Source organism: Streptomyces blastmyceticus, assembly GCF_039521185.1.
GTDB classification, from domain to species: domain Bacteria; phylum Actinomycetota; class Actinomycetes; order Streptomycetales; family Streptomycetaceae; genus Streptomyces; species Streptomyces blastmyceticus.
The window spans coordinates 153428-178000 of the sequence record NZ_BAAABW010000002.1 but is presented as its reverse complement, the minus strand read 5'-3'; the positions used below and the strand labels follow the sequence as shown (position 1 = coordinate 178000).

Below are 24573 nucleotides of genomic sequence, written 5' to 3'. Positions count from 1 at the left end.
GGTCCTGCGCAAGGGCCAGTAATAGGGGAGTTAGGCATGGCTCAGGGCACCGTCAAGTGGTTCAACGCGGAGAAGGGGTACGGCTTCATCGCGGTCGACGGTGGTGCGGATGTATTCGTCCACTACAGCGCGATCCAGATGGACGGCTACCGCACCCTCGAGGAGGGTCAGCGAGTGGAGTTCGAGATCTCGCAGGGCCAGAAGGGGCCGCAGGCGGACATGGTCAAGCTCGCCGTCTGATCTCGGCGCATCGACCACCGGCTCACTCAGCTCGCCGAGGGGCCCGTACCCGCGCACCGGGGTACGGGCCCTTCGTGTGCCCTCGCGCGCGTACGCGCGTACGCGTTCCGTGTGTACCCGGGCATGCCCGTCCCGGCTCGTCGTAGGAGTGCACCTTCTGCAGAGGCGCTTGCACTCTCGGGGGTCGAGTGCTAATCATTGGCGTTAGCACTCTCCGAGTGAGAGTGACAGTTTTGGACCGTCGGTGAGGTCCGTCGGCCGGGTGGGGCAAGGAACCATCAGGCCGGTGAGCCGTCCGTCGCGGGCGCCAGCGCGGTCCGGAGAAATCCACCCCGTCCTGGGAGGACCACTTCACATGGCCAAGATCATCGCGTTCGACGAGGAGGCACGGCGCGGTCTCGAGCGCGGGATGAACCAGCTCGCCGACGCCGTCAAGGTCACCCTCGGCCCCAAGGGCCGCAACGTCGTCCTCGAGAAGAAGTGGGGCGCCCCCACGATCACCAACGATGGTGTTTCCATCGCCAAGGAGATCGAGCTCGAGGACCCGTACGAGAAGATCGGCGCCGAGCTGGTCAAGGAGGTCGCGAAGAAGACGGACGACGTCGCCGGTGACGGCACGACGACCGCGACCGTCCTGGCCCAGGCGCTGGTCCGCGAGGGCCTGCGCAACGTCGCCGCCGGCGCCAACCCGATGGCCCTCAAGCGCGGTATCGAGAAGGCCGTCGAGGCCGTCTCCGGTGCCCTGCTCGAGCAGGCCAAGGACGTGGAGACCAAGGAGCAGATCGCCTCCACCGCCTCCATCTCCGCCGCCGACACCCAGATCGGCGAGCTCATCGCCGAGGCGATGGACAAGGTCGGCAAGGAAGGCGTCATCACCGTCGAGGAGTCCCAGACCTTCGGTCTGGAGCTGGAGCTCACCGAGGGTATGCGCTTCGACAAGGGCTACATCTCGGCGTACTTCGCCACCGACATGGAGCGTATGGAGGCGTCCCTGGACGACCCGTACATCCTGATCGTCAACTCGAAGATCGGCTCGGTCAAGGACCTGCTGCCGCTCCTCGAGAAGGTCATGCAGTCCGGCAAGCCGCTGCTGATCATCGCCGAGGACGTCGAGGGCGAGGCCCTGTCGACCCTGGTCGTCAACAAGATCCGTGGCACCTTCAAGTCCGTCGCCGTCAAGGCCCCGGGCTTCGGCGACCGCCGCAAGGCCATGCTCGGCGACATCGCCATCCTCACCGGTGGCACGGTCATCTCCGAGGAGGTCGGCCTCAAGCTGGAGAACGCCGGTCTCGACCTGCTCGGCCGCGCCCGCAAGGTCGTCATCACCAAGGACGAGACGACCATCGTCGACGGTGCCGGTGACAGCGACCAGGTCCAGGGCCGCGTCAACCAGATCCGCGCCGAGATCGAGAACAGCGACTCGGACTACGACCGCGAGAAGCTCCAGGAGCGCCTCGCGAAGCTGGCCGGCGGCGTGGCCGTCATCAAGGCCGGTGCCGCGACCGAGGTCGAGCTCAAGGAGCGCAAGCACCGCATCGAGGACGCCGTTCGCAACGCGAAGGCGGCCGTCGAGGAGGGCATCGTCGCCGGTGGTGGCGTGGCCCTGCTCCAGGCTTCCTCGGTCTTCGAGAAGCTCGAGCTCGAGGGCGACGAGGCCACCGGTGCCAACGCCGTGCGCCTGGCCCTGGAGGCCCCGCTGAAGCAGATCGCCGTCAACGGTGGTCTCGAGGGCGGCGTCGTCGTGGAGAAGGTCCGCAACCTGACCGTCGGTCACGGCCTCAACGCCGCGACGGGCGAGTACGTGGACATGATCGCCGAGGGCATCATCGACCCGGCGAAGGTCACGCGCTCCGCGCTGCAGAACGCCGCCTCCATCGCGGCGCTGTTCCTCACCACCGAGGCCGTCATCGCCGACAAGCCGGAGAAGGCCGCTGCGGCCGCTCCGGGCGGCATGCCGGGCGGTGACATGGACTTCTGACCCTGACGGGTCACTTGTCCTGAACGCTGTACGCCGAGGGCGGCACTCCCTGCGAAGGGGGTGTCGCCCTCGGCGCGTTCAGCGCCGCCAGCGACTCCTTCCCGAAGCCGAAGGCGTACGTCGCGGCGAAGCCCGCCGCGTAGCCCACCAGGAGGCCGAGGCCGTAGACCGCCGCCGCCCGTCCGATGCCGTGGTCGCCGTTCAGCAGGGGGAAGAGGGCCCAGCCCGACGGGCCGATGGCCGTGGCGCCGACCCTGTCTCCCAGCTGGCCGAGCAGGCCCACGAAGCCGCCGCCGAACGCGCCGCCCACGCACGCCGTGACGAACGGCCGCCCCAGCGGCAGCGATACGCCGTAGATCAGGGGTTCGCCGATGCCCAGGAAGCCGGCCGGGAGCGCGGAGCGGATCGTGCTGCGCACCGAGCCGTTGTGCGACAGCCGGACGTAGACCGCGAGGGCCGACCCCACCTGGCCCGCGCCCGCCATCGCCAGGAGCGGCAGCAGGACCGTGTAACCCTCCTGCTGGATCAGCGTCGTGTGGACGGGGATCAGCGCCTGGTGCAGGCCCAGCATCACCAGCGGCAGGAACAGCCCGCCCAGGACGAAGCCCGCGCCCGCGCCGCCGTTGGCCAGCAGCCAGTCGGCGCAGTGGCCGATGGCGGTGGCCGCCTTTCCGGCGGCGTACATCAGCCCGTACAGCGTGACCAGGCCCGTCGCCAGCACGGTGAGCGTCGGGGTGACGAGGACGTCCAGGGCCTGTGGCACCCGCTTGCGGCACCAGCGCTCGACCCGGGTCGCCAGCAGCGCGGCGGCCAGCGCGCCGAGCACCCCGCCCTGGCCGGGCGTCAGTTGCTCCCCGAAGGCGCTGACCCGGCCGACGCCCCCGTACACCGTGATCGCCGCGACGGCCCCGCCCAGGACGGGGGTGCCGCCGAACTCCTTGGCGGTGTTGTAGCCGACGAAGACGGCGATCAGCGACATGAAGCCCGAGGCGCACGCGGTCAGCGCGGGGGCCAGTGCGGGCAGCCAGTGGAGGTTGGCGAGCAGCCCGGCCAGCCCTGCCACGATGCCGCAGCCGATCAGGGCGGGGATCAGTGGGACGAAGACGGCGGCGATCCGGTGCAGGAAGAGCTTGCCCGGGGTGGCGTTGCGCTCCTTGCGCTCGGCCCGCAGCGCCGCGCCCCGCTCGGCGAGGGCCTCGGCGGTGACCGGTGCGGCCGCGCTCAGCCGCGCCAGCTCCGGGGCCACCCGGGCGACGGCGCCCGGCCCGAGCACCACCTGGTACGACGTGCCGTCCTCGACCACGCCCAGCACGGCGGGCAGTGCGCGCAGCGCCTCGTCCCGCACGAGGGAGCGGTCGTGGAGCTCCAGGCGCAGGCGGGTCATGCAGTTCTCGACGGAGGCGATGTTGCGGGCGCCGCCGAGGAGGGGGAGCAGTGCGGCGGCGGTGGCGCTGTATCTGTCGTCCGGTGCCATGGGTTCGAGTGCCTTGCTTCGGTCAGTCCCCCGCGGCGGTGCGCAGGGCCGTACGGAGGTGTCCGGCCGACTCCTCCAGCAGGCGGGCCGCCGTGGGGCCGTCGACGCCGCCGAGGATGACGAGGATGGCGTTCTTCACCTCGCCGCCGGTCTGTGCCAGCGCGGCCTCCGTCTCCTGCTCGGAGGCGCCGGTGGCCAGGGCGACGATCTGCCGGGAGCGGGCGCGCAGCTTCTCGTTGGTGGCCCGCACGTCGACCATCAGGTTCCCGTACGTCTTGCCGAGCCGGATCATGGTGATCGTCGAGAGCATGTTGAGGACGAGCTTCTGCGCGGTGCCGGCCTTCAACCGGGTGGAGCCGGTGAGGAGTTCGGGGCCGACGACGACCTCGACGGCGTGGTCGGCGGCCAGGCCGAGGGGCGAACCGGCGTTGCAGGACAGCCCGATGGTCAGCGCCCCGGCGGCGCGGGCGTGCTCGACTGCCCCGACCGCGTAGGGGGTGCGGCCGGAGGCGGAGACGCCGACGACGGTGTCGGCCGGGCCGATGCCGAGCGCGGCCAGGTCGTCCGCGGCCAGCTCCCGGCTGTCCTCGGCGCCTTCGACGGCGGTGACGAGCGCCGTGGCGCCGCCCGCGATCACGCCTATGACCTGCGAGGGGTCGGTGTTGAAGGTCGGCGGGCACTCGCTGGCGTCCAGCACGCCGAGGCGTCCTGCGGTGCCCGCGCCCGCGTAGACGAGCCGCCCGCCGCGGGCCATCCGGGCGGCGGTCGCGTCGATGGCGGCGGCGATCTCGGGCAGCCGGGCGGCGACGGCTGTGGGGACGCCGGCGTCCTCACCGTTCATGATCCTGGCGATGTCGAGGGTGGGCAGCCGGTCGATGTCCGCGAGCTCGGGGCGGAAGGCCTCGGTGGTGAGGGCGGCGAGCTCGGCGCGCAGTGCCGCGTGGGCGGGCGAGTCCATGGTGCGGCGCCTTTCCGTGACGGGGCCGGGTGGGGTCAGCGGCGCGGGTCGTGCCGGTGGGCGAGGGCTTCGTAGGAGGCGGACAGGGCGGGCGCGGCCCTGTCGTACGTCCGCTGGGCGACGCCGATGAACAGGCAGTCCACCACGAGCAGTTGACTGGTGCGGCTCGACATGGCGGCCGGGCGCAGCTCGCTCTCCCGCGCGGTGGAGGTGGTGAGCACGTGGTCGGCGTACTGCGCGATCTCCCCGTCCGGGCGGCCGGTGATCGCGACCGTCGTCGCGCCGTGCTCGAAGGCGACCCGCAGCGGCTCGATGACGTCGGTGGTGCGGCCCGAGTGGGTGATGGCGATGGCGACGTCGCCGGCGCGCAGCTGCACCGCGTTGGTGACGGCCAGGTGGGGGTCGGCGGGCGCGTGCGCGATCATGCCGATGCGCAGGAGCTTCTGCACCAGGTCCTGGCCGACGAGGTTGGAGGCGCCGATGCCGTAGACGTCGACGCGCCGGGCGGCCGACAGCGCGCCGACGGCGGCCTCCAGCTGCGCGGTGTCCAGCGAGGCGGCCGTGTCCGCCAGGCACTGGGCCTCCTCGTGGGCGAGCTTGGCGACCACTCCGGAGAGGGGGTCGTCCACCGCGATGTCGGCGGTGACGGCCGGGGCCCGGCCCGCCGCCTGCTCGGCGGCGAGCGCGGCCAGGGCCAGGCGCAGGTCGCGGTAGCCGGGATAGCCGAGGATGCGGGCGGTGCGGACGACGGTGGCCTCGCTGGTGCCGGTGCGCTCCGCGAGGCCGGTGACCGTGAGCGCGGCGGAGCCCGCCGGATCGCCCGCCACGGCCTCGGCGACGCGCTGCATGGAGCGGGTCATCGAGGGCACCAGCGTGCGGACCTTGGCGGCGAGGGCACCGGGGGCCGGGGGCGTGGCGGCGGGTGCCCGGTCGGCGGTCGTGAAAGTTTCTTTCAGTTTGCTGCTCACCTCATGAAAGGTATTTTCGGACCGGTGAACCGTCAACCCTCCGCGTCCCGGACAATGGACCATATGGAGCTCGAACAGGCACTGCACGCGGCGCGCGCCCTCGTCCTCGCCGACCTCGTGGCCGGCGATGTGGCGGAGGCCGACGTCGTCTCCCTCGTCGAGGACGCGGTCGCCCATCGCCGGTGGTGGGTCGAGCAGTGGCCGGAGGGCGTCTCGTACGTCGTCGGGCTGATCGCCCAGGACGTCCAGGACGCGCTGCTGGAGCGGCACGGCCGGTGGCCGCTGTGCCCGGTCTGCACGGATTCCGGCGATCCCCACGCGCTGGAGGTCGAGCCCGAGCTCGGCCCCGACCCGCACTGGGCCTGCGCCAAGCAGGCGGTGCTGGTGGCGCGGGTGGGGTCGCTGGGGACGGCGCTGCGGTGACCCTCTACATCGACCCGCCGACCTGGCCCGGTCACGGCCGGATGTGGTCGCACCTGGTCAGCGACGTGTCGTACGCCGAGCTGCACGACTTCGCGGAGCGGCTCGGCGCGCCCCCGCGGGCGTTCGACCGGGATCACTACGACATCCCCTCGACGTCGTACGGGAAGGCCGTGCAGATGGGTGCGCGGGAGGTGGGCAGCAAGGAGCTGGTGCGGCTGCTGGTGGGGTCGGGGCTGCGCAGGCCCAAGCACGAGCGGCCCCCGGGCGGGCTCCTCTAGCCCGTCCGGTGGATCTTCCGTGCCCTCAGGCCGTCAGCAGCTCCAGCTCCGTGGCGAGGTTGCGGCGCGCCGTCGGCTCCCAGCGGTCGTGGCCCAGCGGCGTGCGGAACAGGCGCGGCAGCCCCAGCAGCTGCCGCAGCACCGCCGCCCGGCCCTCGCGGAAGGCCGCGTCCGGCACGAAGCCGTACTCCTCGCGGACCGCCGCCGCATACGCCGCGTACTCCTGCGGCGCGCCCGCCAGCACCGCCAGGTCCGCGTCGCACAGCACCTCGCCGTTGTGGTCGCCGGGCGCCGGGTCGTGCGACACCGTCAGCCGTACGAGCCGGGCGGCCTCCGCCGTCCGGTCCGCGTCGAGACCCAGTTCGGGGAGGGCGCGCTCCGCGAGGTGCGCGCTGCGCTCCTCGTTCTCCGAGCGGTCCGGGCGGTAGACGGCGTCGTGGAACCAGGCCGCGAAGCGGACCGCGTCCACGTCGTCCGCGTGCTCCGCCAGCTCGTCGATCCGGGCGAGGACCGCCGCGAGGTGATCGACCGTGTGGTACCTGCGCTGCGGCTCCGACCAGCGGCGCAGCAGCTCCTCCGCGTACGGGCCGGGGTCCGGTGCGGGGGCCCCGCCGCGGGCCCGTACGACGGTTTCCCGCCAGCGGGCGCGCAGTGCGGGGCCGGACGGGTGCTCGGGCGTGTCTGCCATAGGCCAATTGTGGAGCACGGCTTTTGACGCCGGGTGCCGGTATGGCAGTCTGTGCTACATGTCTAGACCAATTCTTGAGGTCATCGCGCTCACCCCCGAGGACGCGGTGGCGGCCCAGGCCGGAGGGGCGGACCGCCTCGAACTGGTCACCGACATGGCCGCGGACGGCCTCACCCCCGCCGTCGCGACCTTCGCCGCCGTCCGGGCGGCCGTCTCCCTCCCCGTGCGCGTCATGCTGCGCGCCACCGACGGCTTCTCCGCCGGGACCGCCGCCGAGCTCTCCGCCCTGTGCGAGTCCGCCCGGGCGCTGGCCGCGGAGGGCGCGGACGAGTTCGTCCTCGGCTTCCTGACCGACGACGGCCGCGCCGACCTCACCGCCGTCGCCGCCCTCGCCGAGGCGGTCGGGCCGCGCGCCCGCTGGACCTTCCACCGCGCGATCGACCGCGCCGCGGACCGGGACGCACTGCGCAAGCAGCTCGTCGACTTCCCCGGCCTCGACACCTACCTGACCGCCGGCTCCGCCTCCGGCGTCGACGACGGCATCGCCACCCTCCTCGCCGAGGCCGGCCGCTCGGACGACCCCGGCTACGAACCGCGCATCCTGGTCGGCGGCGGCCTCCAGCTCAAGCACGTGCCGGTGCTCCTGGGCGCGGGCATCACGGGCTTCCACATCGGTGGCGCGGCCCGGCCCTCGGGGTGGGCGGAGGGCGTTTCCGCTGAGGCCGTCACGATCTGGCGGGAGGCCGTCGGGGGCTGAGGCTGCGCCCGCGGAACGGACTAGGCCAACGCCCCTGGCAGCGGCTCGGCGTGAAGCACCGTCAGGCCGGAGACCGCGCGCGTCAGCGCCACGTACAGGCGGCGCAGCCCCGTCCTCTCGTCCGGTTCCCCCGACACCACGGCCTCCGGTTCGTCCAGCACGACGTAGTCGTACTCAAGGCCCTTCGCCAGCGTCGCCGGGACCAGCGTCAGCCGGGCCGAGTCGCTCGTCTCCTCGCCGGGGGCCAGGAAAGTGAGACCGGCGGCGGCCAGGGCGTCGGCCAGGGCGGGGATGCGCGAGTCGGCCGCGATCAGGCCGATCGAGCCCTCGTGCGCGAGGGACGCGCGGCAGGCGGCCACCACCGCCGCGTCGAGGGAGTCGGCGGGCACGGACCGTACGGAGAAGTCGCCCGCGGCCTCGCGCACGGACGTCGCCTCGCTGAGCTCGGGCGCGATGGCGGGCAGGAGGCGGGACGCGTAGGCAATGACCTCCCGGGGCACGCGGAAGCCCTGGGTGAGCTCCTCGACGGCGGCGTCCGGCTTGCCCAGGTGGGTGAGGGCCTCGGTCCAACTGCGGGTGGCCCAGGGGGTCGTGCCCTGGGCGAGGTCGCCGAGGATCGTCGCGGAGCCGGTCGTGCAGCGGCGGCCGACCGCGCGGTACTGCATGGGGGAGAGGTCCTGCGCCTCGTCGAGGACGACGTGCCCGAGCGAGGACGTGCGGGCGACGAGGTCGGACGCCTCGTCGATCAACACGGCGTCCGCGGAGGACCACTTGGCCGAGCGGACGCTCCGGGCAGGCTTGGCCATGAGGATCTCCGCCTGCTCCTCCGGGCTGAGGACGCCGTCCGCGTGCTCGGCCAGGAAGTCCGCGTCGGACAGCAGCCGCAGCACGAGCTTCGCCGGGTCGACCTGCGGCCAGACGGTCTTGACGGCGGCCTTCACGGCTGCGTTGCGGGCCACGGCGTCCTGTACGCGGTCGTCGGGGGCCTCGCCGGCGGCCTCCATCCGCACGAGCACGGCGTGGGCGATGCGCTGCGGCAGGGCGTCGCGGGCGGCGCCGTAGCGGATGTCGCGGGCGAGCAGCTCGCTGACGATCTCCTCGATCTCGTATGCCGGGATCCGCCACCGCCGTGAACCGCGCACGACGACGAGCGGCTCCACCGGCATCGTCACGCCGGCCCGCACGGCCCGCCGCAGCACCTCGGCCATGCGGGCGTCGCCCTTGATGCAGGCGGCGGCGGGGGAGTCGGCGCCGCGGACCTCGACGTGGGCGACGAGGTCGTCGACGGTGGCCTGGGCGACGTTCAACTCGCCCAGGGCGGGCAGGACCTGCTCGATGTAGTGCAGGAAGGACCGGTTCGGGCCGATGACCAGCGTGCCGGTGCGGGCGAGCCGCTCGCGGTGCGCGTAGAGCAGATAGGCGACACGGTGCAGGCCGACGGCGGTCTTGCCGGTGCCCGGCGCCCCCTGGACGCACACGGTGCCGCCGATGCCCGCGCGGACGATCTCGTCCTGCTCGGGCTGGATCGTGGCGACGATGTCCCGCATCGGCCCGACGCGCGGCCGTTCGATCTCGGACTGGAGGAGCCGGCTCGCCCGCTCGGCGCCCGCGGTGTCGGTGAGGTCCTCGTCCTCGTACGCCGTCAACTCGCCGCCGGTGTAACCGAACCGGCGGCGCGTACAGACGTCCATCGGGTTCTTCTTGGACGCCCGGTAGAACGGCTGGGAGACGGGCGCGCGCCAGTCGATCACCATCGGATCCCCGTCGGCGTCGTGGACGTGACGGCGGCCGATATAAAAGCGCTCGCCCTCCGCGCCCTCCGCCTGCTCGGCACCGGGCGCGTGCAGATAGTCGAGGCGGCCGAAGAAGAGGGGGGTGTGCGCGAGGTCCGCGAGCGCGGTGATGCGGTCGTCGATCTGGCGTTGCAGGACCGCGGCGTTGACCCAGTTCGCGGTCACGTCCTTGATGTCCAGGGACTCCACGTCGGCACGCATCGCGCGCAGCGCGGCCCGGGACGAGGAGAGGTGGGCGCGCTCGCGGGCCAGGGGGTCGTTCGCGTTCGTTGCATGCGCGGGCACGGCAGGGCCTCCGGGAGAGTGCTGTGGACGAGCGGGGACCCGCCGGTTTCCGTCCGGACGGGAGCGCTCCCGGCGCGGGAGGCGGCAAGACGGGCGATTGTAGCCAGCGGCGAACCGCCGGGCGAATGGTTTTTCGACCGGCGTTCCGCCCGACTCTTTGCCCGGCTTTTCGCCCGGCTTTCGACCGGCACCCTGGCCCTTCTCAGGGTCGCCGTCCCACTTCCGTAGGGTGCGGCATGCGCCTTGGGTCGTACGGAGCCGCTGGTCCGTTTACACCGGCAGGTCGATGTGGCGAGGGGCCGCCGGGAACCATCATGGACGACATGACCACCGCATCCATCACCCCGGACACGACGCCCTTCTCCTTCGCCCAGGCGCTCCGAGCGATCAAGGTTTTCGCCGGCGCGGCTGTCAGTGTGGTGCTGCTCGGTGAGACCAGCGACAAACGGGCCGTCCGAGCCGTCTGATTCGGCGGGAGCGGGTGCGGGCCGTTGCCTGGGGCTCCGCCCCAGACCCCGAAGCACGCTTCGCGCGCTGTCCTCAAACGCCGGACGGGCTGGTTTCGCTGGTTACGGTCCGCGAAATCCAGCCCGCCCCGCAGTCGGCTACGCGTCCTCGCCCGCCAGCAACGAGTCCGCATCCATGATCCGGTACGCGTACCCCTGCTCCGCCAGGAACCGCTGGCGGTGGGCCGCGAAGTCCTGGTCGACCGTGTCGCGCGCCACCACCGAGTAGAAGCGCGCCTCATGGCCGTCCGCCTTCGGGCGCAGGACGCGGCCGAGGCGCTGCGCCTCCTCCTGGCGGGAGCCGAACGTGCCGGAGACCTGGATGGCGACCGTCGCCTCGGGCAGGTCGATGGAGAAGTTGGCGACCTTCGACACCACCAGGACGCTCAGCTCACCCTGGCGGAACGCGTCGAAGAGCTTCTCGCGCTGGGCGTTGGTCGTCTCGCCCTTGATGACGGGCGCGCCCAGGTGCTCGCCCAGCTCGTCGAGCTGGTCGATGTACTGGCCGATGACCAGCGTCTGTTCGCCCTGATGCTTGGCGACCAGCGCCTCGGTGACCTTCCGCTTGGTGGCGGTGGTCGCGCAGTAGCGGTACTTCTCCTCCGACTCGGCCGTCGCGTACGCCAGCCGCTCGCTGTCCGTCAGATTGACGCGGACCTCGACGCAGTCGGCGGGCGCGATATAGCCCTGCGCCTCGATCTCCTTCCACGGCGCGTCGAAGCGCTTCGGGCCGATGAGGGAGAAGACATCCGACTCGCGGCCGTCCTCGCGCACGAGCGTGGCGGTCAGCCCGAGGCGGCGGCGCGCCTGGAGGTCGGCGGTGAACTTGAAGACCGGCGCGGGCAGCAGGTGCACCTCGTCGTAGACGACCAGGCCCCAGTCGCGGGAGTCGAAGAGCTCCAGGTGCGGGTAGATGCCCTTCCGCTTCGTCGTCAGGACCTGGTACGTGGCGATGGTGACCGGGCGGATCTCCTTCCGCGTACCGCTGTACTCGCCGATCTCCTCCTCGGTCAGCGACGTCCGCTTGACCAGCTCGTGCTTCCACTGCCGCGCGGAGACGGTGTTGGTCACCAGGATCAGCGTCGTGGCCTTCGCCTGGGCCATCGCGCCCGCGCCGACGAGCGTCTTGCCCGCGCCGCAGGGCAGCACGACGACGCCGGAGCCGCCGTGCCAGAAGCCCTCGACGGCCTGCTTCTGGTACGGACGCAGGGCCCAGCCGTCCTCGTTCAGCTCGATGGGGTGCGCCTCGCCGTCGACGTAGCCCGCGAGGTCCTCGGCGGGCCAGCCGAGCTTCAGCAGCGTCTGCTTGATCTGGCCGCGCTCGGAGGGGTGCACCGCCACCGTGTCCGGGTCGATCCGGGCGCCGACCAGCGGCTGGATCTTCTTCGACCGCAGGATCTCCTCCAGCACCGGCCGGTCCGTGCACTCCAGGACCAGGCCGTGCGTGGGGTGCTTCACGAGCTTGAGCCGCCCGTAGCGGGCCATCGTCTCGGCGATGTCGACGAGCAGGGCGTGCGGCACGGGGTAGCGGGAGAAGGCGACCAGGGCGTCGACGACCTGCTCCGCGTCGTGCCCGGCCGCCCGGGCGTTCCACAGGCCGAGCGGGGTGACCCGATAGGTGTGAATGTGCTCCGGCGCGCGCTCCAGCTCCGCGAACGGGGCGATCGCGCGGCGGCACGCGTCCGCCTGGTCGTGGTCCACTTCCAGCAGCAACGTCTTGTCGCTCTGGACGATCAGGGGTCCGTTCAACGCTTCACCCATTTCTTTCGGCCAAACGTCCAGTGTGCCTGATCGCTGCGCTCGGCTGGGCGGGGTTGGGCGCGCTTTCTTCTTCGGGGTGCCCCGCCGTTGCGCCTGCGGCGGGCGGCCTCAAGCGCCGGCCGGGCTGAATCTTTGGGCTCGTCGCCGTTTCCACGGTGCGGGGCCGTGCCGCTCCGGGGAAGTACGGGACTGCTTCGCTTTACGTCCCGCACTTCCCCTGCGCGTCCCGTCCCCTCACGCCGGTGGGTGGGCATTCAGCCCGGGTGGGCAAATTCAGCCCGTGGGGGCACCTCCCAGCGGTAGCTGGGGGAGTTTGAGGACAGCGCGCGGAGCGTGCTTCGGGGTCTGGGGCGGAGCCCCAGTTTCGGGAAGGGGCGGGGTGGGGGAAAAAGCCCGCTTACGCCGGGTCGTCGGCCAGTTCCGCCACGCCTGTGATGCGGTGCAGAGGGAACGTGCGGACCTCGTCCGCCGTGTGGTCGTATGCGGTGACGAAGCCGCCTTCGACCCGCACCGGGGCGATGACGCGCTGGCTCGCCGCGCCCTCCGCGTTGACGTAGCCGATCCATACCGGCGTGCCGGTGAGGACGGCCGCCTGTACGGCGGCGAGCGTGTCCGCGGAGGTGGTGCGGGGGAGGCCGCCGGGGGCGGGGTCGGCGGAGGGCGACGGTTTGCGTTCGGCGGTCGCGGCCATGTCGCCGGCGCGGATGGCCCGTACGGCCGCGCCCAGCAGCGTCGTGTCGGGGGCGGGCGGGCCCTCGGGGACGGGGGTCGGGGCCGTGCGCGGCGGGGTGCGGTGCGCGTCGGCGCGGGAGATCAGCACGTCGCCCTCGGCGGACTCCGCGGCGGGCGCGTAGCCCATGTCGCGCAGGCCCGCGAGGAGCGCGTCGGGTGCCGCCTGCGCGGCCAGCACCGTCGGGGCGAGGCGGCGCAGCCGCAGCGGTGCGGAGCGGCGGTCGGCGAGGATCTCGGCGAGCACCGCCTCGTCGTCGCAGCGGAGGTAGGAGGAGGCCGCGCCCACCCGCAGATGGCCGTGGCGGCGGGCGATGTCGTCGACGAGGTAGGCAAGTGGCTGCGGCACCGGCGTGCGCGAGTGCGAGGTGAGGAACGCCTTGAGGTCGTCGGCGGTCCGCCCGGCGTCCAGGGCCCGCCGCACGGAGGCGGGGGTGAAGCGGTAGACCGTGGCCCCGCCCTTGGACTCGATGTCGGCGAGCACACCCAGCGTCTGCGCCAGCGGCCGGACGAGCGGGCCGGGGGCGACGGCCGTGAGGTCGGCCTGGAGCAGGATGTGGTCGAGCGGCTCGGGCAGCAGCGGGGCGAGAAGGGCGGCGGCCCGTACGCCCGCGGCGCCCAGCTCCGCGTCGGTCGGCGGCCGCCACGCGGCCCGCGCCGCGTCCGCCCCGGCGGCGGGGAGCAGGGCGCGGCCGTGGGCGGAGAGCGCGCCGCGGTTGATGACGCCGAGCAGTTCGGCCTCGGTGATCGTCCAGCGGGCGAGGCGGGTGCGGAGGTCCTCCTCGTGGCCGGTGGTGGCGCGCGGCGGGCGCTCCCAGTGCAGCCGGGCCAGGAGGGTGTCCGGGGTGACGGAGGCGCCAGGCGGCAGGGTCGCGAGGAGCGCGAGTACGCGGTGGCGGACCTCGGGGACCGGGCCGCGGTCGAGGTCGGGTCCGAGCGCGGCGAGCGTACGGGCCTTGGCGTCCCGGCCGCCGACGAGCCCCGCGGTGCGGGTGGTGGCGAGCCAGGCGGTGGCCAGCCGGGTCCAGCGCTGTTCGGTGGGCAGCTGGAGCCAGTCGTCGTAGGCGGGGGTCGGGGCGTACCGCTCGTCGACCTCGCCGTCGGAGGCGAGCAGCCCGGCCGCGTACGCCAGCTCCGCCCAGAGCGCGGTCATCTGCTCCGTGGTGTCGAGGACGGCCGCCGCGCGCTTGAGGTCGCGGACGCTGAGGCCGCCCGCGCGCAGCACCGGCGGGCCGCCGGTCTCCCACTCCTTGAGCAGCTCCTCGACGGTCGCCAGCGCCGTGAACGCCTGCCCGGCCGCCGTCGCGTCCACCGTCCGCTCCGCGTGCCCGGTCACCGGCGCGAGTTCCGGTGCCACCGGTTCGGGCGTACGGTGCGCGAGCCCGGCACGCAGGTGCAGGGCCACCTCGCGGGGCAGCACCACATTGCCGGGCCCGGCGGACAGCAGCAGGCCGCGGTCCAGCAGCCAGCGCAGGTGCGGGGCGGGGTGGGCGGTGACCGTGCCGTACGGCGGGCCCCACAGCAGCTTGCCGAGCACGGCCGTCGCGTCGGCGGGGGCCGCGTCGAGCAGCGCCGCCATGCGCGTACGGTCCTCGAACAGCTCGGTCAGCGCGCCGACGGCCGTCACCGGATCGTGCGTCGCGGGCAGCCCGGCCGCCGCGATGATCTGCTGGATCCGGCCCGGCGACATGCCGGCCGTGGCCTCCGCGACGGACGGGCCGAGGCCGGTGGGGGAGGGGTGCGCGGCGCCGGGCGCGAGCAGTTCGCGGGCCGTGCGCACCAGGCGCAGCCGGTCCTCGCCGCCCCACACCAGGGCCTGGTCGCGCAGCGTCGCCACGGCCCGCGGCAGTTCGCGCGCGACCCGCGGGTCGGTGCGCTCGTCGCCGCCCATCAGCGCGTCCAGCGTGGCGTACGGACAGGGGTCCGGGGCCACCGCGAGCGCCTCCGCGACCTGCAGCGCGAACCGGTCCAGCCGCTCCAGCGCGCGGACGACGGACGCGCGGGTGCCGGCGCGGGTCGCCAGCTGCGTGAGGTCGCCGGGCACGGGGTTGATGAGATCCGGCCGGGCGAGGAGGAGGGCGGCGAGGGCGTCGTCGGGCCGGCCGCGCAGCTCCTCCGCGAGGGTTCGGGGGGCGCCGGTGGTGCTGGTGGGACGGCGCGGGGTGGTCATTCTGCTTACGGTACCCGTCCGCTGCGCTTTGCTGCTTGGTGTGCGGGTCCGTTGCTCCCCCAGCGGCGGGCGGCCTCAAATGTCGGCCGGGCCGAATGTGCCGCACGTAGCGCGCAACCTGCCGCAAAACCCACCGGCCACCCCGAAGGGAACGGTACCTTCGGGGAAGGAGCGGTCTTAGGGGATTCGGTGGGGATCGAGAGCGATCAGCTTGTTTTTGACTACCTGAGCCGAGTCGGCGACATCGCGCAACGCACCGCGCTGACCTCCGCCGACCGCATGCGGCTCGTCTCGCGGCTGCGCACGGAGATCGAGCGCCGCAGATCGTCCGAGGGCGCGGACAGCCCCGCCGCCGTGCAGCGCATCCTGTCCGGGCTCGGCACCCCGGACGAGGCCGTCGCGGACGCGAACGGCTTCGTCACCGCCGAGACCGGCAGGGTCCCCGCGCAGCGCCGTGAGGACGAACCCGCCCGGACCGTGCCCGCGGCGGCGCCGCCGCATCTCGCGACCCCGGAGGAGCTGAGCCCCTCCGGTGAGGTGCCGGACTGGTGGCGGGTGGACCCGGGGCCGTTCGGCAAGGGGGAGGCGGTCCACGGTTTCGTCGGCGGGATCGAGGTCCCCGAGATACTGAAGCCACCGCCCCGCGAGCCGGTGGAGGCCGCGCCGGTCGAGGCCGCCCCGGCGGAGCCGGAAGAGGAGGCGGAGGAGGCCGGGGAGACCCGGCGCCGCCCCAGCCTGCTGCGCCGCCCGGACGGCGAGCCCGTCAGCGTGCTGCTGCTCCTGGTGGCCCTGGTGCTGCTGGTGGGCGCGGTGCTGGGCAACTGGTTCGTGCTCGCCGGTGGATGGGCGCTGGCTTATCTCACGCGCAAGCTCTCGCACACCGAGTCGCAGTGGGCGGTCATGGGCGTGCCGGGCCTGACGCTCGCGGCCTGGGCGGTCTGGCTGTGGGGCCGCACGGAGGGCCGCTGGGGCACGCCGGTCCCGGAGGGCGGCCTGGGCACGGCCCTGTCGGACTCCTGGCCCTGGACCATCCGCGCGGCGGCCGTCGCCTCGGCGCTGTACGTGATCTGGCGCTCCCGCCGCCCCGGGTGAGCGAATTCAGCCTGTCCGGCGTTTGAGGACGCGGCCGCAGGCCGCTCCCGCCGCAGGCGGCCATGGACCCGCGGCCGGGGGTCTGGGGCACGCGCCCCAGTTCGGGAAGGGGCGGGGTGGGGAACAAGCCCGCCGCAGGCGGAGCGGACCCGCACTCGACGACGGACCGTCACCCCGTCAACCGGTCAAAGACCACGGCGGCCCCGCCACCACCAGCGGGCTCCCCGTCACCGGGTCCGGGACCACGACCGACTCCAGGCCGAAGACGTCCCGTACGAGATCCGCCGTCACGATGTCCGACGGCGCGCCCTGGGCCACGATGCGGCCCGACTTCATCGCTATCAAGTGGTCGGCGTAGCGCGCGGCCTGGTTGAGGTCGTGGAGGACCGCGACGACCGTGCGGCCGCGCTCGTGGTTGAGGCGGCGGCAGAGGTCGAGGACCTCCACCTGGTGGGATATGTCCAGGTACGTGGTGGGCTCGTCGAGGAGCAGCAGGTCCGTCTCCTGCGCGAGGGCCATCGCGATCCAGACGCGCTGCCGCTGCCCGCCGGAGAGTTCGTCGACGGAGCGCTCGGCGAGGGCCGCCGTGTCGGTGCGGGTCATCGCCTCGGTGACGGCGCGTTCGTCGGCGTCGGACCACTGCTGCCACCAGTGCTGGTGCGGCTGGCGGCCGCGGGAGACGAGGTCGGCGACGGTGATGGCCTCGGGGGCGACGGGGCTCTGCGGCAGCAGGCCGAGGGAGCGGGCGATGGTGCGGGTGGGTATCCGGGCCAGTTCGGTGCCGTCGAGGAGCACGGAGCCGCGGGCCGGCTTGAGGAGGCGTCCGAGTGCCCGCAGCAGGGTCGACTTGCCGCAGGCGTTGGGGCCGACGATGACGGTGACGGCGCCGTCCGGGATGTCCACGTCGAGGCCGTCGACGACGGTGCGGTCCTCGTAGGCGAGGGTCAGGTCACGCGCGCTGAGCCGGGCCGGGCGCAGGCTGTTCTCGGTCTCGGTCACGCTTTTCCTCCGGTGCGGCCCCTGATGATGAGCCAGATCAGATAGGGGGCGCCGACGGCGGCGGTCAGGACGCCCACGGGCAGCTGCGTCGGTTCGAAGAGCTTGCGGCCGAGCAGGTCCGCGACGACCACGATGACGGCGCCGGTCAGTGCCGAGCAGAGCAGGGGGATCTGGGCCGTGCGGGTCATCCGGCGGGCCAGCTGCGGGGCGAGCAGGGCGACGAAGTCGACGGGCCCGGCGGCGCCGGTGGCGATGGAGGCCAGCACGACGCCGAGGAGGGCGAGGCCGAGCCGGACCCGGCCCAGCCGGATGCCGAGCGCGGTCGCGGTGTCGTCGTCCATCGACACGGTGCGCTGCGCGCGGGCCGCCCAGCAGACGAAGGGCGCGAGCAGGAGCAGCGCCCAGGTCACGGGGACGGCCTCGGCCCAGCCGCGGTCGGCGAGCGAGCCGGTCATCCACACCTTGGCCTGCTGGGCGACCAGGTAGTCGCCCTTGGTCATGAAGAGGTTGGTGACCGAGCGCAGCGCGACCGCGAAGCCGATGCCGATGAGGACGAAGCGGGTGGCGTGCAGCCCGCCGCGCCAGGCGAAGACGTAGACGAGGGCGGCGGCGAGCAGGCCGCCGGCGACGGACAGGTAGGGCAGGTACGCGTACGAGGTGACGCCGAAGATCAGCGCGCCCACCGTCAGCGCGCTCGCGCCCTGGGTGATGCCGATGATGTCGGGGCTGGCCAGGGGGTTGCGGGAGACGGTCTGGATCAGTGCCCCTGCCACCCCGAAGGCCGCGCCGACGAGCAGGCCCACGGTCATCCGGGGGAGGCGGAAGGTGCCGACGGTCAGTTCGTCCGGCGAGGGCTGCCCGAGTACGACCTTCAGGGCCTCGGAGGGCGCCACGTAGGACTGGGCCGCGCACAGGTACGTCAGGCACGCGGCGGCCAGCAGCAGGGTCAGGGCGAGGGCGACGGCGGTGGCCCGCCGGTGCACGAGGAAGGAGGCGCGTCCGGCGCGTACGAGGGTGTACCCGGCGGGGCGGGCGAGGGAGAGCGTCACGCGGCGACCGCCTTCTTGCGGCGGACGAGCGCGATCAGGAACGGCACCCCGATGAGCGACGTCATCACGCCCGAGGGGACCTCGCTCGGCGGGAAGACGATCCGGCCGGCCGTGTCGGCGACGAGCAGCATCACGGGCCCGATGAGGGCGGCCATGGGCAGCAGCCAGCGGTGGTCGGTGCCCACGATCGCGCGGGCGATGTGCGGGACGGCGAGGCCGACGAAGGCGATCGGCCCGGCCGCGGCGACGCCGACGCCGACGAGGATCGTGGCGCCGATGCCGCCGACGATCCGCACGGCGGCGACGTTCTGGCCGAGGCCCTTGGCGACGTCCTCGCCGAGCGCGAGCGCGTCCAGGCCGCGGGCCACGCTCGCCACCAGCACCACGCCGACCAGCAGGAACGGCCAGATCTGGGCCGCGATCCCGGTGTCCTGGCTCGGCAGCGAGCCGACCTGCCAGAACCGGAAGCGGTCCAGGACGGCGGCGTGGGTGGTGAGGACGGCGTGCACGACGGACAGCAGCAGCGCGTTGATCGCGGCTCCGGCCAGCGCCAGCTTCACGGGGGTGGCGCCGCCGCGGCCGCGCGCGGCGACGGCGTAGACGGCGACGGAGGCGAGGGCCGCGCCCGCGAAGGCCCACCACACATAGCCGGAGAGGGTCTGCACCCCGGCGAGGGTCATCGCGAGGACGACGCCGAGCGAGGCGCCGTGGCTGATGCCGAGGATGCCGGGGTCGGCGATGGGGTTGCGGGTGATGCCCTGAAGAACCGTTCCCGCGATGGCGAGTGCCGCGCCGACCATCAGCCCGACGACGGTGCGGGGCAGCCGCATGTCGCGCACGACGGCGGTGGCCTTCCCCGGGGTGCCGTACCAGAGCGCGTCGAGGACCTGGGACGGCGCGGTGGCGCGGGCCCCCACGGCGAGGCTGAGCAGCACCGCCGCCAGCAGGGCGACGACCGCGGCCGCCGTCCAGCCGACGCGGCGCCGGACCCGTGGGGATCGGGGGCTGCTGATCGGGACGGCGGCTGACATCGCTTCCACTTCATGGCTGGTACCGGGGGAAGTTAGGCGAGGCTAAGTGTACGGGTCGGGCATCACGGCAGAATGTGGGGCATGACCTCGCACCCGCGGCACCCGCACCGCCCCCGGTTCACGGTCGGCTTCGACCTCGACCTGACCCTGGTCGACTCCGCGCCGGGCATCAGGGCCGCGTACGAGTCGCTGGCCGCCTCGACGGGCACGCACATCGACGTCGACCTGGTGTGCAGCAGGCTGGGGCCGCCGCTGGAGCAGGAGCTGGCCCACTGGTTCCCCGCCGACCGGGTCGCCGCGGCCGCCGACGCCTACCGCGCGGTCTACCCCACGCTCGCGATCGGGGCGTCGCCCGCCATGCCGGGCGCGCGCGAGGCGCTGGCCGCCGTGCGCGAGCTGGGCGGCCGGTCGGTCGTCGTCACCGCGAAGTACGAGCGCAACGCCCGGCTCCACCTGGACCACCTCGGCCTCGCCCCCGACGCCCTCGTCGGCGACCTCTGGGCGGAGGGCAAGGCGACGGCGCTGCGCGCGCACGGAGCGGTGGTCTACGTCGGCGACCACACCGGGGACGTGCGCGGGGCGCGTACGGCGGGTGCGCTGTCCGTAGCGGTGGCGACGGGTCCGTGTGACGAGGAGGAACTGCGCGCCGCCGGGGCGGATGTGCTCCTCGCCGACCTCACGGCCTTCCCCGGCTGGCTGCGCGGCTACCGCGGCGAGCCGGCCGTGCCGGACACCGCGCCGGAGATCGCCGCCGACAGCGAGGCGCGCGCCTGACGGCGCTGCGCCGCGACGGAACGCAGCACCCCGGCGGCCGCGATCAGGAATCCGACCCCCATCAGCATGCAGACGAAGTACGCTGCCGACGGCAGCGGATCGGCGCCCAGGAACAGCGGGGCGACCGTCGCCAGGGTGGCCACCGCGCCCACGAGAAAGACGATGGCGCCGATGCGTACCAGCAGATCCCCGTCCCGGGGAGTTTCGCTACTCACCTGACCAGGGTAGATCCATAGCCGACGGTGCGGAGGCACGATCGCCCCCGGCGCCGTACGGAAAAGGACGTCTTGTCACCTGGCCCGGGACCATTAGCCTTGGGGGGAGCGGGTCTTACGACCCGCTGTAGTGCTATCAAGAGCTGTTTTTCCGTTGATTGCAGACGTTTTCCGTAATTCCGACGAGACACGAGGACGAGGACAGACGTGCCTACCGGCAAGGTCAAGTGGTTCAACAGTGAGAAGGGCTTCGGCTTTCTCTCCCGCGACGACGGCGGAGACGTCTTCGTGCACTCCTCGGTGCTCCCGGACGGGGTCGACGCCCTCAAGCCCGGACAGCGGGTGGAATTCGGTGTCGTGGCCGGCCAGCGCGGCGACCAGGCGCTCACCGTGACGCTTCTCGACCCCGCCCCGTCGGTCGCTGCCGCACAGCGCCGCAAGCCCGACGAGCTGGCGTCGATCGTCCAGGACCTCACCACGCTCCTGGAGAACGTCACCCAGCAGCTGGAGCGCGGCCGTTACCCCGACAAGGCCCATGGCTCGAAGATCGCCGGGATGCTGCGGGCGGTGGCCGACCAGCTGGACGTCTGACCACCGTTCCGCTCCGCTTCGGGAGGAGTTCGCAGGAAGTGCGAACCGTCAGGCGAACTCCAGTGCCTCCGGGCCGAGGGGCGGCACCAGCCCCTCGGCCGCGGCGCGGGTCAGCAGCCCGCGCACCGCGGCATAGCCGTCCTCGCCGAGGCCGGCGGTGAACTCGTTGACGTAGAGCCCGATGTGCTGGTCGGCGACCGCCGGGTCCATCTCCTGGGCGTGCTCCAGCACATACGGCCGGGAGATCTCCGGGTCGTCCCAGGCCATCTGCACGGACGTCCGTGCCGCCTGCGCCAGTTCGCGCAGCCTGGCCGCGCCCAGCGAGCGCTTGGCGATGATCGCGCCGAGCGGGATCGGCAGCCCCGTCGTCGACTCCCAGTGCTGCCCCATGTCGGCCAGGCAGTGGAGCCTGTAGTGCTGGTAGGTGAACCGCGCCTCGTGGATGACGAGTCCGGCGTCCACCTTGCCGTCCCGGACGGCCGGCATGATCTCGTGGAACGGCATGACGACGACCTCGCCGACCCCGCCCGGCACCTCCGCCGCGGCCCACAGCCGGAACAGCAGATAGGCCGTCGAGCGCTCGCTCGGCACGGCGATCGTCTTCCCGGCCAGCCCGGCGGCCTCGCCCGGCTCGCGGGTCAGCACCAGCGGGCCGCAGCCCCGGCCCAGGGCCCCGCCGCAGGGCAGCAGCGCGTACTCCTCCAGGACCCAGGGCAGCACCGCGTACGACACCTTCAGCACGTCGAACTCGCCGCGCTCGGCCATGCCGTTGGTGATGTCGATGTCGGCGAAGGTGACATCGAGGGCGGGTGCGCCGGGGACGCGGCCGTGCGCCCAGGCGTCGAAGACGAAGGTGTCGTTGGGGCAGGGCGAATAGGCGATCTTGAGCGGTTCACTCACGGGGTCCTCCTCGCGTGCGGTGACGGTGCTGCGGAGGCCGGCGCGCCCTGGGGGTCCGTGGGCCGGCCGTCGGGAAGGTCGTGCGGGCCGGCCGCGGCGACGTGCGGGAAGACCTCGGCACCCGCTTCCGCGAGGGCGGCGGGCAGTGCCGCGAACGCGTCCGCGAGCGCCGCGAGCGCGTCACCGATGCGCCACGCGGCGCGGTCGCGCGGGCCGACGGGGTTGGAGACCGCGCGGAGCTCCAGCACCGGCACCCCGTGCGCGGCGGCGGCCTCGGCCACGCCGAAGCCCTCCATGGCCTCGATCAGCGCGCCCGGGCGCAGCGCCACCAGCGCGCGGGCCCGCTCGGCGGAACCCGTCACCGTCGACACGGTCAGCACCTCGCCGCGGCGCGCGCCGGTCGCGCGGGCCACGGCCCGTACGAGCGGCTCGGGCGGGAGGTGCTCCACGGTCCCGAAGCCCAGCTCGGTGACCGGGAGGAAGCCGTCGGGCGTCTCGGCGCCCAGGTCCGCGGCGACGATCGCGTCGGACACGACGAGGGAGCCCACCGGGGCCTCGGCCGCCGCGCCCGTGAAGCCGCCGCCGATGCCCGCCGAGACCACCAGGTCGTACGGGCCGCCGGAGACCGCCGCGGCCGTCAGCGCGGTCGCGGCACCCGCCGCGGCCGCGGCGGGGCCGACACCGGCGGCCAGCGCGTCGACGACCAGCGGGAAGGGACCGGCCGCGGTGGCCGTGCGGTGCAGGACGAAGCCCGGCACGGCCGACTCCGCGGTCTCCGCGGGGCCGTCGGCCGGGGCGGTGGCCCTTGCCGTGCCTCGGGTGACCGCGTCACGTTCGGCCGCGACGGCGGTGACGACGAGTACGCGCATCAGCGGGGGCCTCCGGGCCGTCAGTCCTTGTCGAGTTCGAGCTTGACGCTCCACACACCGTTCTTGCTGACGACCGACAGGACCGTGGACTTGTCCAGGGTGCCCATCTGCTGGTTGTAGAAGAGCTGGTCGCCGTTGAGCGAGGTGTAGGTCTGCTTCGTCTGGTTGGAGCGCGGCTGGTTGCCGGCCACCACGAACCAGCTCTCGTCCGCGATCTTGGGCTCGACGCCCACGCGGATCTTGTCGCCCTGCTTCACCTTGATGCTCTTGACCGACTTGTCGGCCAGGCACTTCTGGAGAGCGGCCTCGTCGAGCGTCTTGCTCTCGTCGAAGCACGCGGCCTCGGTGGTCACCGTGGTGGTGCCGACGGTCACCGTCGCCAGGGGCGTCGGCTTGTCGCAGGCGGAAAGGGCGACGAGCCCGAAGGCGACGGCGCCGACAGCGGCAGCGGCACGTCGGCGCTTGCCCTGGAAAAACGCATCGGTCATGCGCGCAGGCTATCGGGCCCGCCTCGTCACGCCACGCGCGGGTGCGGCGAGCCGCGCCGGGCCGCCGTCAGCAGGCCCCGTACGGCAGTGGCCACGCCCAGCGCCAGGACTCCCGAGGCCACCGCCATGCCCAGGGTGCCGTTGAGCGGCAGCAGGATGCCGATCGCCCCGCCGACCACCCAGCACATCTGGAGCAGCGTCTCGGAACGGGCGAACGCCGACGTCCGCACCTCCTCCGGCACGTCCCGCTGGATCAGCGAGTCCAGCGACTGCTTGCCCAGCGCCTGCGAGATGCCCGCGACCGCCGCCACGACCGCCACGAAGAAGGCGCTGAAGAAGGCGGCCGCGGCGACCGTCGCCCCCAGGGACAGCGTCAGCACCAGCGCGATCGTCTTCTCCGGGCCGCGGGAGCGCAGCAGCGCGCCGATCGCCGTGCCCAGGGCGTTGCCGCCGCCCGCCGCGACCGCCACGACGCCCAGCGAGAACGCCGGGCTCAGCCCCCCGATCGGGTGTACGCGTAGCAGGAAGGCCAGGAAGAAGGTGAGGAAGCCGGACAGCATGCGCATCGCGCTGTTGGCCTGCAGGGCGTGCAGGACCGAGCTGCCCACGGTGCGCAGACCCGGCCGGGGAGCCTTGGCGCTCTTCTGCTGCCGCTTCGGGCCGCCCTTGCGGCGCACGGCGCTGCGGTGCCGTTCGAGCGCGGGCCGCAGGTGGGGGCGGTGCTCGCCCGAGACCAGCTGCGCCCGCGCCTCGCCCTTCGACGAGTCCACCTTGTGCGGCAGCGAGAACGACAGCAGCGTGCCCCCGACGAACACGACGAACGCCCCGTACAGCGGCCACTGCGGCCCCAGCTGATGCAGCCCCGCTCCCAGCGGGGCCGCCACACCCGTGGCCAGCAGCCCGCCGAGTGTCACTCTCGAATTGGCCTTCACCAAGGAGATGCGCGGTGGCAGCAGCCGGGGCACCACCGCCGACCGGACCACGCCGTACGCCTTCGACGCCACCAGCACGCCCAGCGCCGCCGGATACAGCTCCAGACCGCCGCTCGCCACCGCGCCCGACATCGTCAGCGCCAGCACCGCCCGCGTGATCATCGCGCCCGCCATCGCCGCCCGGCGGCCGTGCGGCAGCCGGTCCAGCAGCGGGCCGATCACCGGGGCCAGGAGGGTGAACGGTGCCATCGTGACCGCCAGGTACAGCGCCACCCGCCCGCGCGCCTGGTCCGTAGGCACCGAGAAGAACACCGTCGACGCCAGGGCCACCGTGATCAGCATGTCGCCCGCCGAGTGCACGGCGTGCAGCTCGATCAGTTTGCCCAGCCCCGACTCGCCCGCGCCGTGCGCGTGCGTGGCCTTGCGGACGCCCCGCGCCGCCCATGCGAACGGGCTGCGCAGCACGCGGCCGGCGCCCCGGGCCGTACGGCGGAGCGGACCGCCTTCGGCTGACCGGATGGCTCCCACCACGCCATACTGCCCCAACTGCCACGGGGCGTGGCACTTTCGGTACATCCGCGGGGCGTGCCCGGCGCCCTCCCCGGCAGCCCGTCGGGGGGCTCGC

At 73.4% G+C, this 24573-nt stretch carries 24 protein-coding genes; 9 read left to right on the top strand and 15 right to left on the bottom strand.

The genetic code is table 11. From position 1 onward, the window contains the following. Positions 1-36 precede the first annotated feature (36 nt). Positions 37-240 carry a cold-shock protein gene (locus tag ABD269_RS02900; protein ID WP_005315736.1) on the top strand — a complete coding sequence of 68 codons (204 nt, stop codon included), beginning with the start codon at positions 37-39 and terminating at the stop codon, positions 238-240. Between the two features lie 355 nt (positions 241-595). After that, the gene (groL, locus tag ABD269_RS02895; RefSeq protein ID WP_116213382.1) at positions 596-2218 is read left to right on the top strand and encodes a chaperonin GroEL; all 1623 of its coding nucleotides are present in this window, start codon (positions 596-598) and stop codon (positions 2216-2218) included. A 10-nt stretch (positions 2219-2228) separates the two neighbouring features. Here groL and ABD269_RS02890 read toward each other — a convergent pair whose 3' ends face one another. From ABD269_RS02890 to ABD269_RS02880, 3 genes are read right to left on the bottom strand one after another with little or no spacing between them, the layout of a single operon-like run. Beyond that, complete coding sequence (locus ABD269_RS02890) at positions 2229-3692, bottom strand: PTS transporter subunit EIIC (protein ID WP_344115695.1); 1464 nt, start codon at positions 3690-3692, stop codon at positions 2229-2231. A 22-nt stretch (positions 3693-3714) separates the two neighbouring features. Next, positions 3715-4650, bottom strand: coding sequence for an N-acetylmuramic acid 6-phosphate etherase (gene murQ, locus ABD269_RS02885; protein ID WP_344115693.1), 936 nt, complete (start codon positions 4648-4650; stop codon positions 3715-3717). Positions 4651-4685: 35 nt separating this feature from the next. Continuing rightward, entirely contained in the window at positions 4686-5618 is a 933-nt protein-coding gene (locus ABD269_RS02880) for a MurR/RpiR family transcriptional regulator (protein ID WP_344115691.1), read from the bottom strand. 63 nt (positions 5619-5681) lie between these two features. Here ABD269_RS02880 and ABD269_RS02875 point away from each other — a divergent pair, with 63 nt between their 5' ends. Both ABD269_RS02875 and ABD269_RS02870 read left to right on the top strand, forming a co-directional pair. After that, entirely contained in the window at positions 5682-6041 is a 360-nt protein-coding gene (locus ABD269_RS02875; RefSeq protein ID WP_344115689.1) for a hypothetical protein, read from the top strand. After that, a complete protein-coding gene (locus tag ABD269_RS02870) occupies positions 6038-6319 on the top strand; it encodes a DUF4031 domain-containing protein (RefSeq protein WP_301893119.1) in 282 nt (93 codons plus the stop codon). Before ABD269_RS02875 ends, ABD269_RS02870 begins: the two co-directional genes overlap by 4 nt. Positions 6320-6344: 25 nt before the next feature. Here the strand turns inward: ABD269_RS02870 and ABD269_RS02865 are convergent, their stop codons facing one another. Next, positions 6345-7007 carry an HD domain-containing protein gene (locus ABD269_RS02865; protein WP_301893118.1) on the bottom strand — a complete coding sequence of 221 codons (663 nt, stop codon included), beginning with the start codon at positions 7005-7007 and terminating at the stop codon, positions 6345-6347. Between the two features lie 58 nt (positions 7008-7065). On the opposite strand from ABD269_RS02865, the gene ABD269_RS02860 reads away from it, so the two are divergent. Beyond that, the gene (locus ABD269_RS02860) at positions 7066-7764 is read left to right on the top strand and encodes a copper homeostasis protein CutC (RefSeq protein WP_344115687.1); all 699 of its coding nucleotides are present in this window, start codon (positions 7066-7068) and stop codon (positions 7762-7764) included. A gap of 20 nt (positions 7765-7784) precedes the next feature. Here ABD269_RS02860 and ABD269_RS02855 read toward each other — a convergent pair whose 3' ends face one another. Then, complete coding sequence (locus ABD269_RS02855; RefSeq protein ID WP_344115685.1) at positions 7785-9842, bottom strand: HelD family protein; 2058 nt, start codon at positions 9840-9842, stop codon at positions 7785-7787. A 323-nt stretch (positions 9843-10165) separates the two neighbouring features. Here ABD269_RS02855 and ABD269_RS02850 point away from each other — a divergent pair, with 323 nt between their 5' ends. After that, positions 10166-10309, top strand: coding sequence for a hypothetical protein (locus ABD269_RS02850; protein WP_301893115.1), 144 nt, complete (start codon positions 10166-10168; stop codon positions 10307-10309). Between the two features lie 138 nt (positions 10310-10447). Here the strand turns inward: ABD269_RS02850 and ABD269_RS02845 are convergent, their stop codons facing one another. Together ABD269_RS02845 and ABD269_RS02840 are read right to left on the bottom strand one after the other, a co-directional pair. Further along, positions 10448-12097 (bottom strand): DNA repair helicase XPB, encoded by a 1650-nt coding sequence (locus tag ABD269_RS02845; protein WP_344115684.1) that lies wholly within the window; start codon positions 12095-12097, stop codon positions 10448-10450. A gap of 409 nt (positions 12098-12506) precedes the next feature. Continuing rightward, positions 12507-15008 (bottom strand): helicase-associated domain-containing protein, encoded by a 2502-nt coding sequence (locus ABD269_RS02840; RefSeq protein WP_344115681.1) that lies wholly within the window; start codon positions 15006-15008, stop codon positions 12507-12509. A 189-nt stretch (positions 15009-15197) separates the two neighbouring features. On the opposite strand from ABD269_RS02840, the gene ABD269_RS02835 reads away from it, so the two are divergent. Continuing rightward, complete coding sequence (locus ABD269_RS02835; RefSeq protein WP_301893111.1) at positions 15198-16100, top strand: hypothetical protein; 903 nt, start codon at positions 15198-15200, stop codon at positions 16098-16100. A gap of 177 nt (positions 16101-16277) precedes the next feature. On the opposite strand, the gene ABD269_RS02830 is transcribed toward ABD269_RS02835, so the two are convergent. Genes ABD269_RS02830 through ABD269_RS02820 form a run of 3 tightly spaced genes read right to left on the bottom strand, consistent with a single transcriptional unit; the run spans position 16278 to position 19179 of the window. After that, positions 16278-17099, bottom strand: coding sequence for an ABC transporter ATP-binding protein (locus ABD269_RS02830; protein ID WP_344115678.1), 822 nt, complete (start codon positions 17097-17099; stop codon positions 16278-16280). Further along, positions 17096-18148, bottom strand: a complete 1053-nt coding sequence (locus ABD269_RS02825) for a FecCD family ABC transporter permease (RefSeq protein WP_344115676.1) — start codon at positions 18146-18148, stop codon at positions 17096-17098. The genes ABD269_RS02830 and ABD269_RS02825 overlap by 4 nt, the downstream gene beginning before the upstream one ends. Next, positions 18145-19179 carry a FecCD family ABC transporter permease gene (locus ABD269_RS02820; protein WP_344115673.1) on the bottom strand — a complete coding sequence of 345 codons (1035 nt, stop codon included), beginning with the start codon at positions 19177-19179 and terminating at the stop codon, positions 18145-18147. The genes ABD269_RS02825 and ABD269_RS02820 overlap by 4 nt, the downstream gene beginning before the upstream one ends. Positions 19180-19260: 81 nt before the next feature. On the opposite strand from ABD269_RS02820, the gene ABD269_RS02815 reads away from it, so the two are divergent. Further along, positions 19261-19953 (top strand): HAD family hydrolase, encoded by a 693-nt coding sequence (locus ABD269_RS02815; protein WP_344115671.1) that lies wholly within the window; start codon positions 19261-19263, stop codon positions 19951-19953. On the opposite strand, the gene ABD269_RS02810 is transcribed toward ABD269_RS02815, so the two are convergent. Then, the gene (locus tag ABD269_RS02810; protein WP_301893105.1) at positions 19884-20168 is read right to left on the bottom strand and encodes a hypothetical protein; all 285 of its coding nucleotides are present in this window, start codon (positions 20166-20168) and stop codon (positions 19884-19886) included. The genes ABD269_RS02815 and ABD269_RS02810 overlap by 70 nt on opposite strands. A 207-nt stretch (positions 20169-20375) precedes the next feature. Between ABD269_RS02810 and ABD269_RS02805 the strand changes: the two genes are divergently transcribed. Further along, the gene (locus tag ABD269_RS02805; RefSeq protein WP_136740898.1) at positions 20376-20759 is read left to right on the top strand and encodes a cold-shock protein; all 384 of its coding nucleotides are present in this window, start codon (positions 20376-20378) and stop codon (positions 20757-20759) included. Between the two features lie 48 nt (positions 20760-20807). On the opposite strand, the gene ABD269_RS02800 is transcribed toward ABD269_RS02805, so the two are convergent. Genes ABD269_RS02800 through ABD269_RS02785 form a run of 4 tightly spaced genes read right to left on the bottom strand, consistent with a single transcriptional unit; the run spans position 20808 to position 24476 of the window. After that, positions 20808-21659, bottom strand: a complete 852-nt coding sequence (locus ABD269_RS02800; protein WP_344115664.1) for a 1,4-dihydroxy-6-naphtoate synthase — start codon at positions 21657-21659, stop codon at positions 20808-20810. Beyond that, positions 21656-22528, bottom strand: a complete 873-nt coding sequence (locus ABD269_RS02795) for a futalosine hydrolase (RefSeq protein ID WP_344115662.1) — start codon at positions 22526-22528, stop codon at positions 21656-21658. The genes ABD269_RS02800 and ABD269_RS02795 overlap by 4 nt, the downstream gene beginning before the upstream one ends. 20 nt (positions 22529-22548) lie before the next feature. After that, on the bottom strand, positions 22549-23016 hold the full coding sequence (locus tag ABD269_RS02790; RefSeq protein ID WP_344115660.1) for a DUF2771 domain-containing protein: 468 nt from the start codon (positions 23014-23016) through the stop codon (positions 22549-22551). A 26-nt stretch (positions 23017-23042) separates the two neighbouring features. Then, a complete protein-coding gene (locus ABD269_RS02785; protein ID WP_301894368.1) occupies positions 23043-24476 on the bottom strand; it encodes an MFS transporter in 1434 nt (477 codons plus the stop codon). Between the last annotated feature and the right edge of the window lie 97 nt (positions 24477-24573).

Bases quoted from the DNA above. Each gene is read 5' to 3' on its own strand.
- ABD269_RS02865 (WP_301893118.1), bottom strand. From the start codon at position 7,007: ATGGCAGACACGCCCGAGCACCCGTCCGGCCCCGCACTGCGCGCCCGC.
- ABD269_RS02820 (WP_344115673.1), bottom strand. From the start codon at position 19,179: ATGTCAGCCGCCGTCCCGATCAGCAGCCCCCGATCCCCACGGGTCCGG.
- ABD269_RS02850 (WP_301893115.1), top strand. From the start codon at position 10,166: ATGACCACCGCATCCATCACCCCGGACACGACGCCCTTCTCCTTCGCC.
- ABD269_RS02890 (WP_344115695.1), bottom strand. From the start codon at position 3,692: ATGGCACCGGACGACAGATACAGCGCCACCGCCGCCGCACTGCTCCCC.
- ABD269_RS02900 (WP_005315736.1), top strand. From the start codon at position 37: ATGGCTCAGGGCACCGTCAAGTGGTTCAACGCGGAGAAGGGGTACGGC.
- ABD269_RS02840 (WP_344115681.1), bottom strand. From the start codon at position 15,008: ATGACCACCCCGCGCCGTCCCACCAGCACCACCGGCGCCCCCCGAACC.
- groL (WP_116213382.1), top strand. From the start codon at position 596: ATGGCCAAGATCATCGCGTTCGACGAGGAGGCACGGCGCGGTCTCGAG.
- ABD269_RS02815 (WP_344115671.1), top strand. From the start codon at position 19,261: ATGACCTCGCACCCGCGGCACCCGCACCGCCCCCGGTTCACGGTCGGC.
- ABD269_RS02875 (WP_344115689.1), top strand. From the start codon at position 5,682: ATGGAGCTCGAACAGGCACTGCACGCGGCGCGCGCCCTCGTCCTCGCC.
- ABD269_RS02790 (WP_344115660.1), bottom strand. From the start codon at position 23,016: ATGACCGATGCGTTTTTCCAGGGCAAGCGCCGACGTGCCGCTGCCGCT.
- murQ (WP_344115693.1), bottom strand. From the start codon at position 4,650: ATGGACTCGCCCGCCCACGCGGCACTGCGCGCCGAGCTCGCCGCCCTC.
- ABD269_RS02860 (WP_344115687.1), top strand. From the start codon at position 7,066: ATGTCTAGACCAATTCTTGAGGTCATCGCGCTCACCCCCGAGGACGCG.
- ABD269_RS02795 (WP_344115662.1), bottom strand. From the start codon at position 22,528: ATGCGCGTACTCGTCGTCACCGCCGTCGCGGCCGAACGTGACGCGGTC.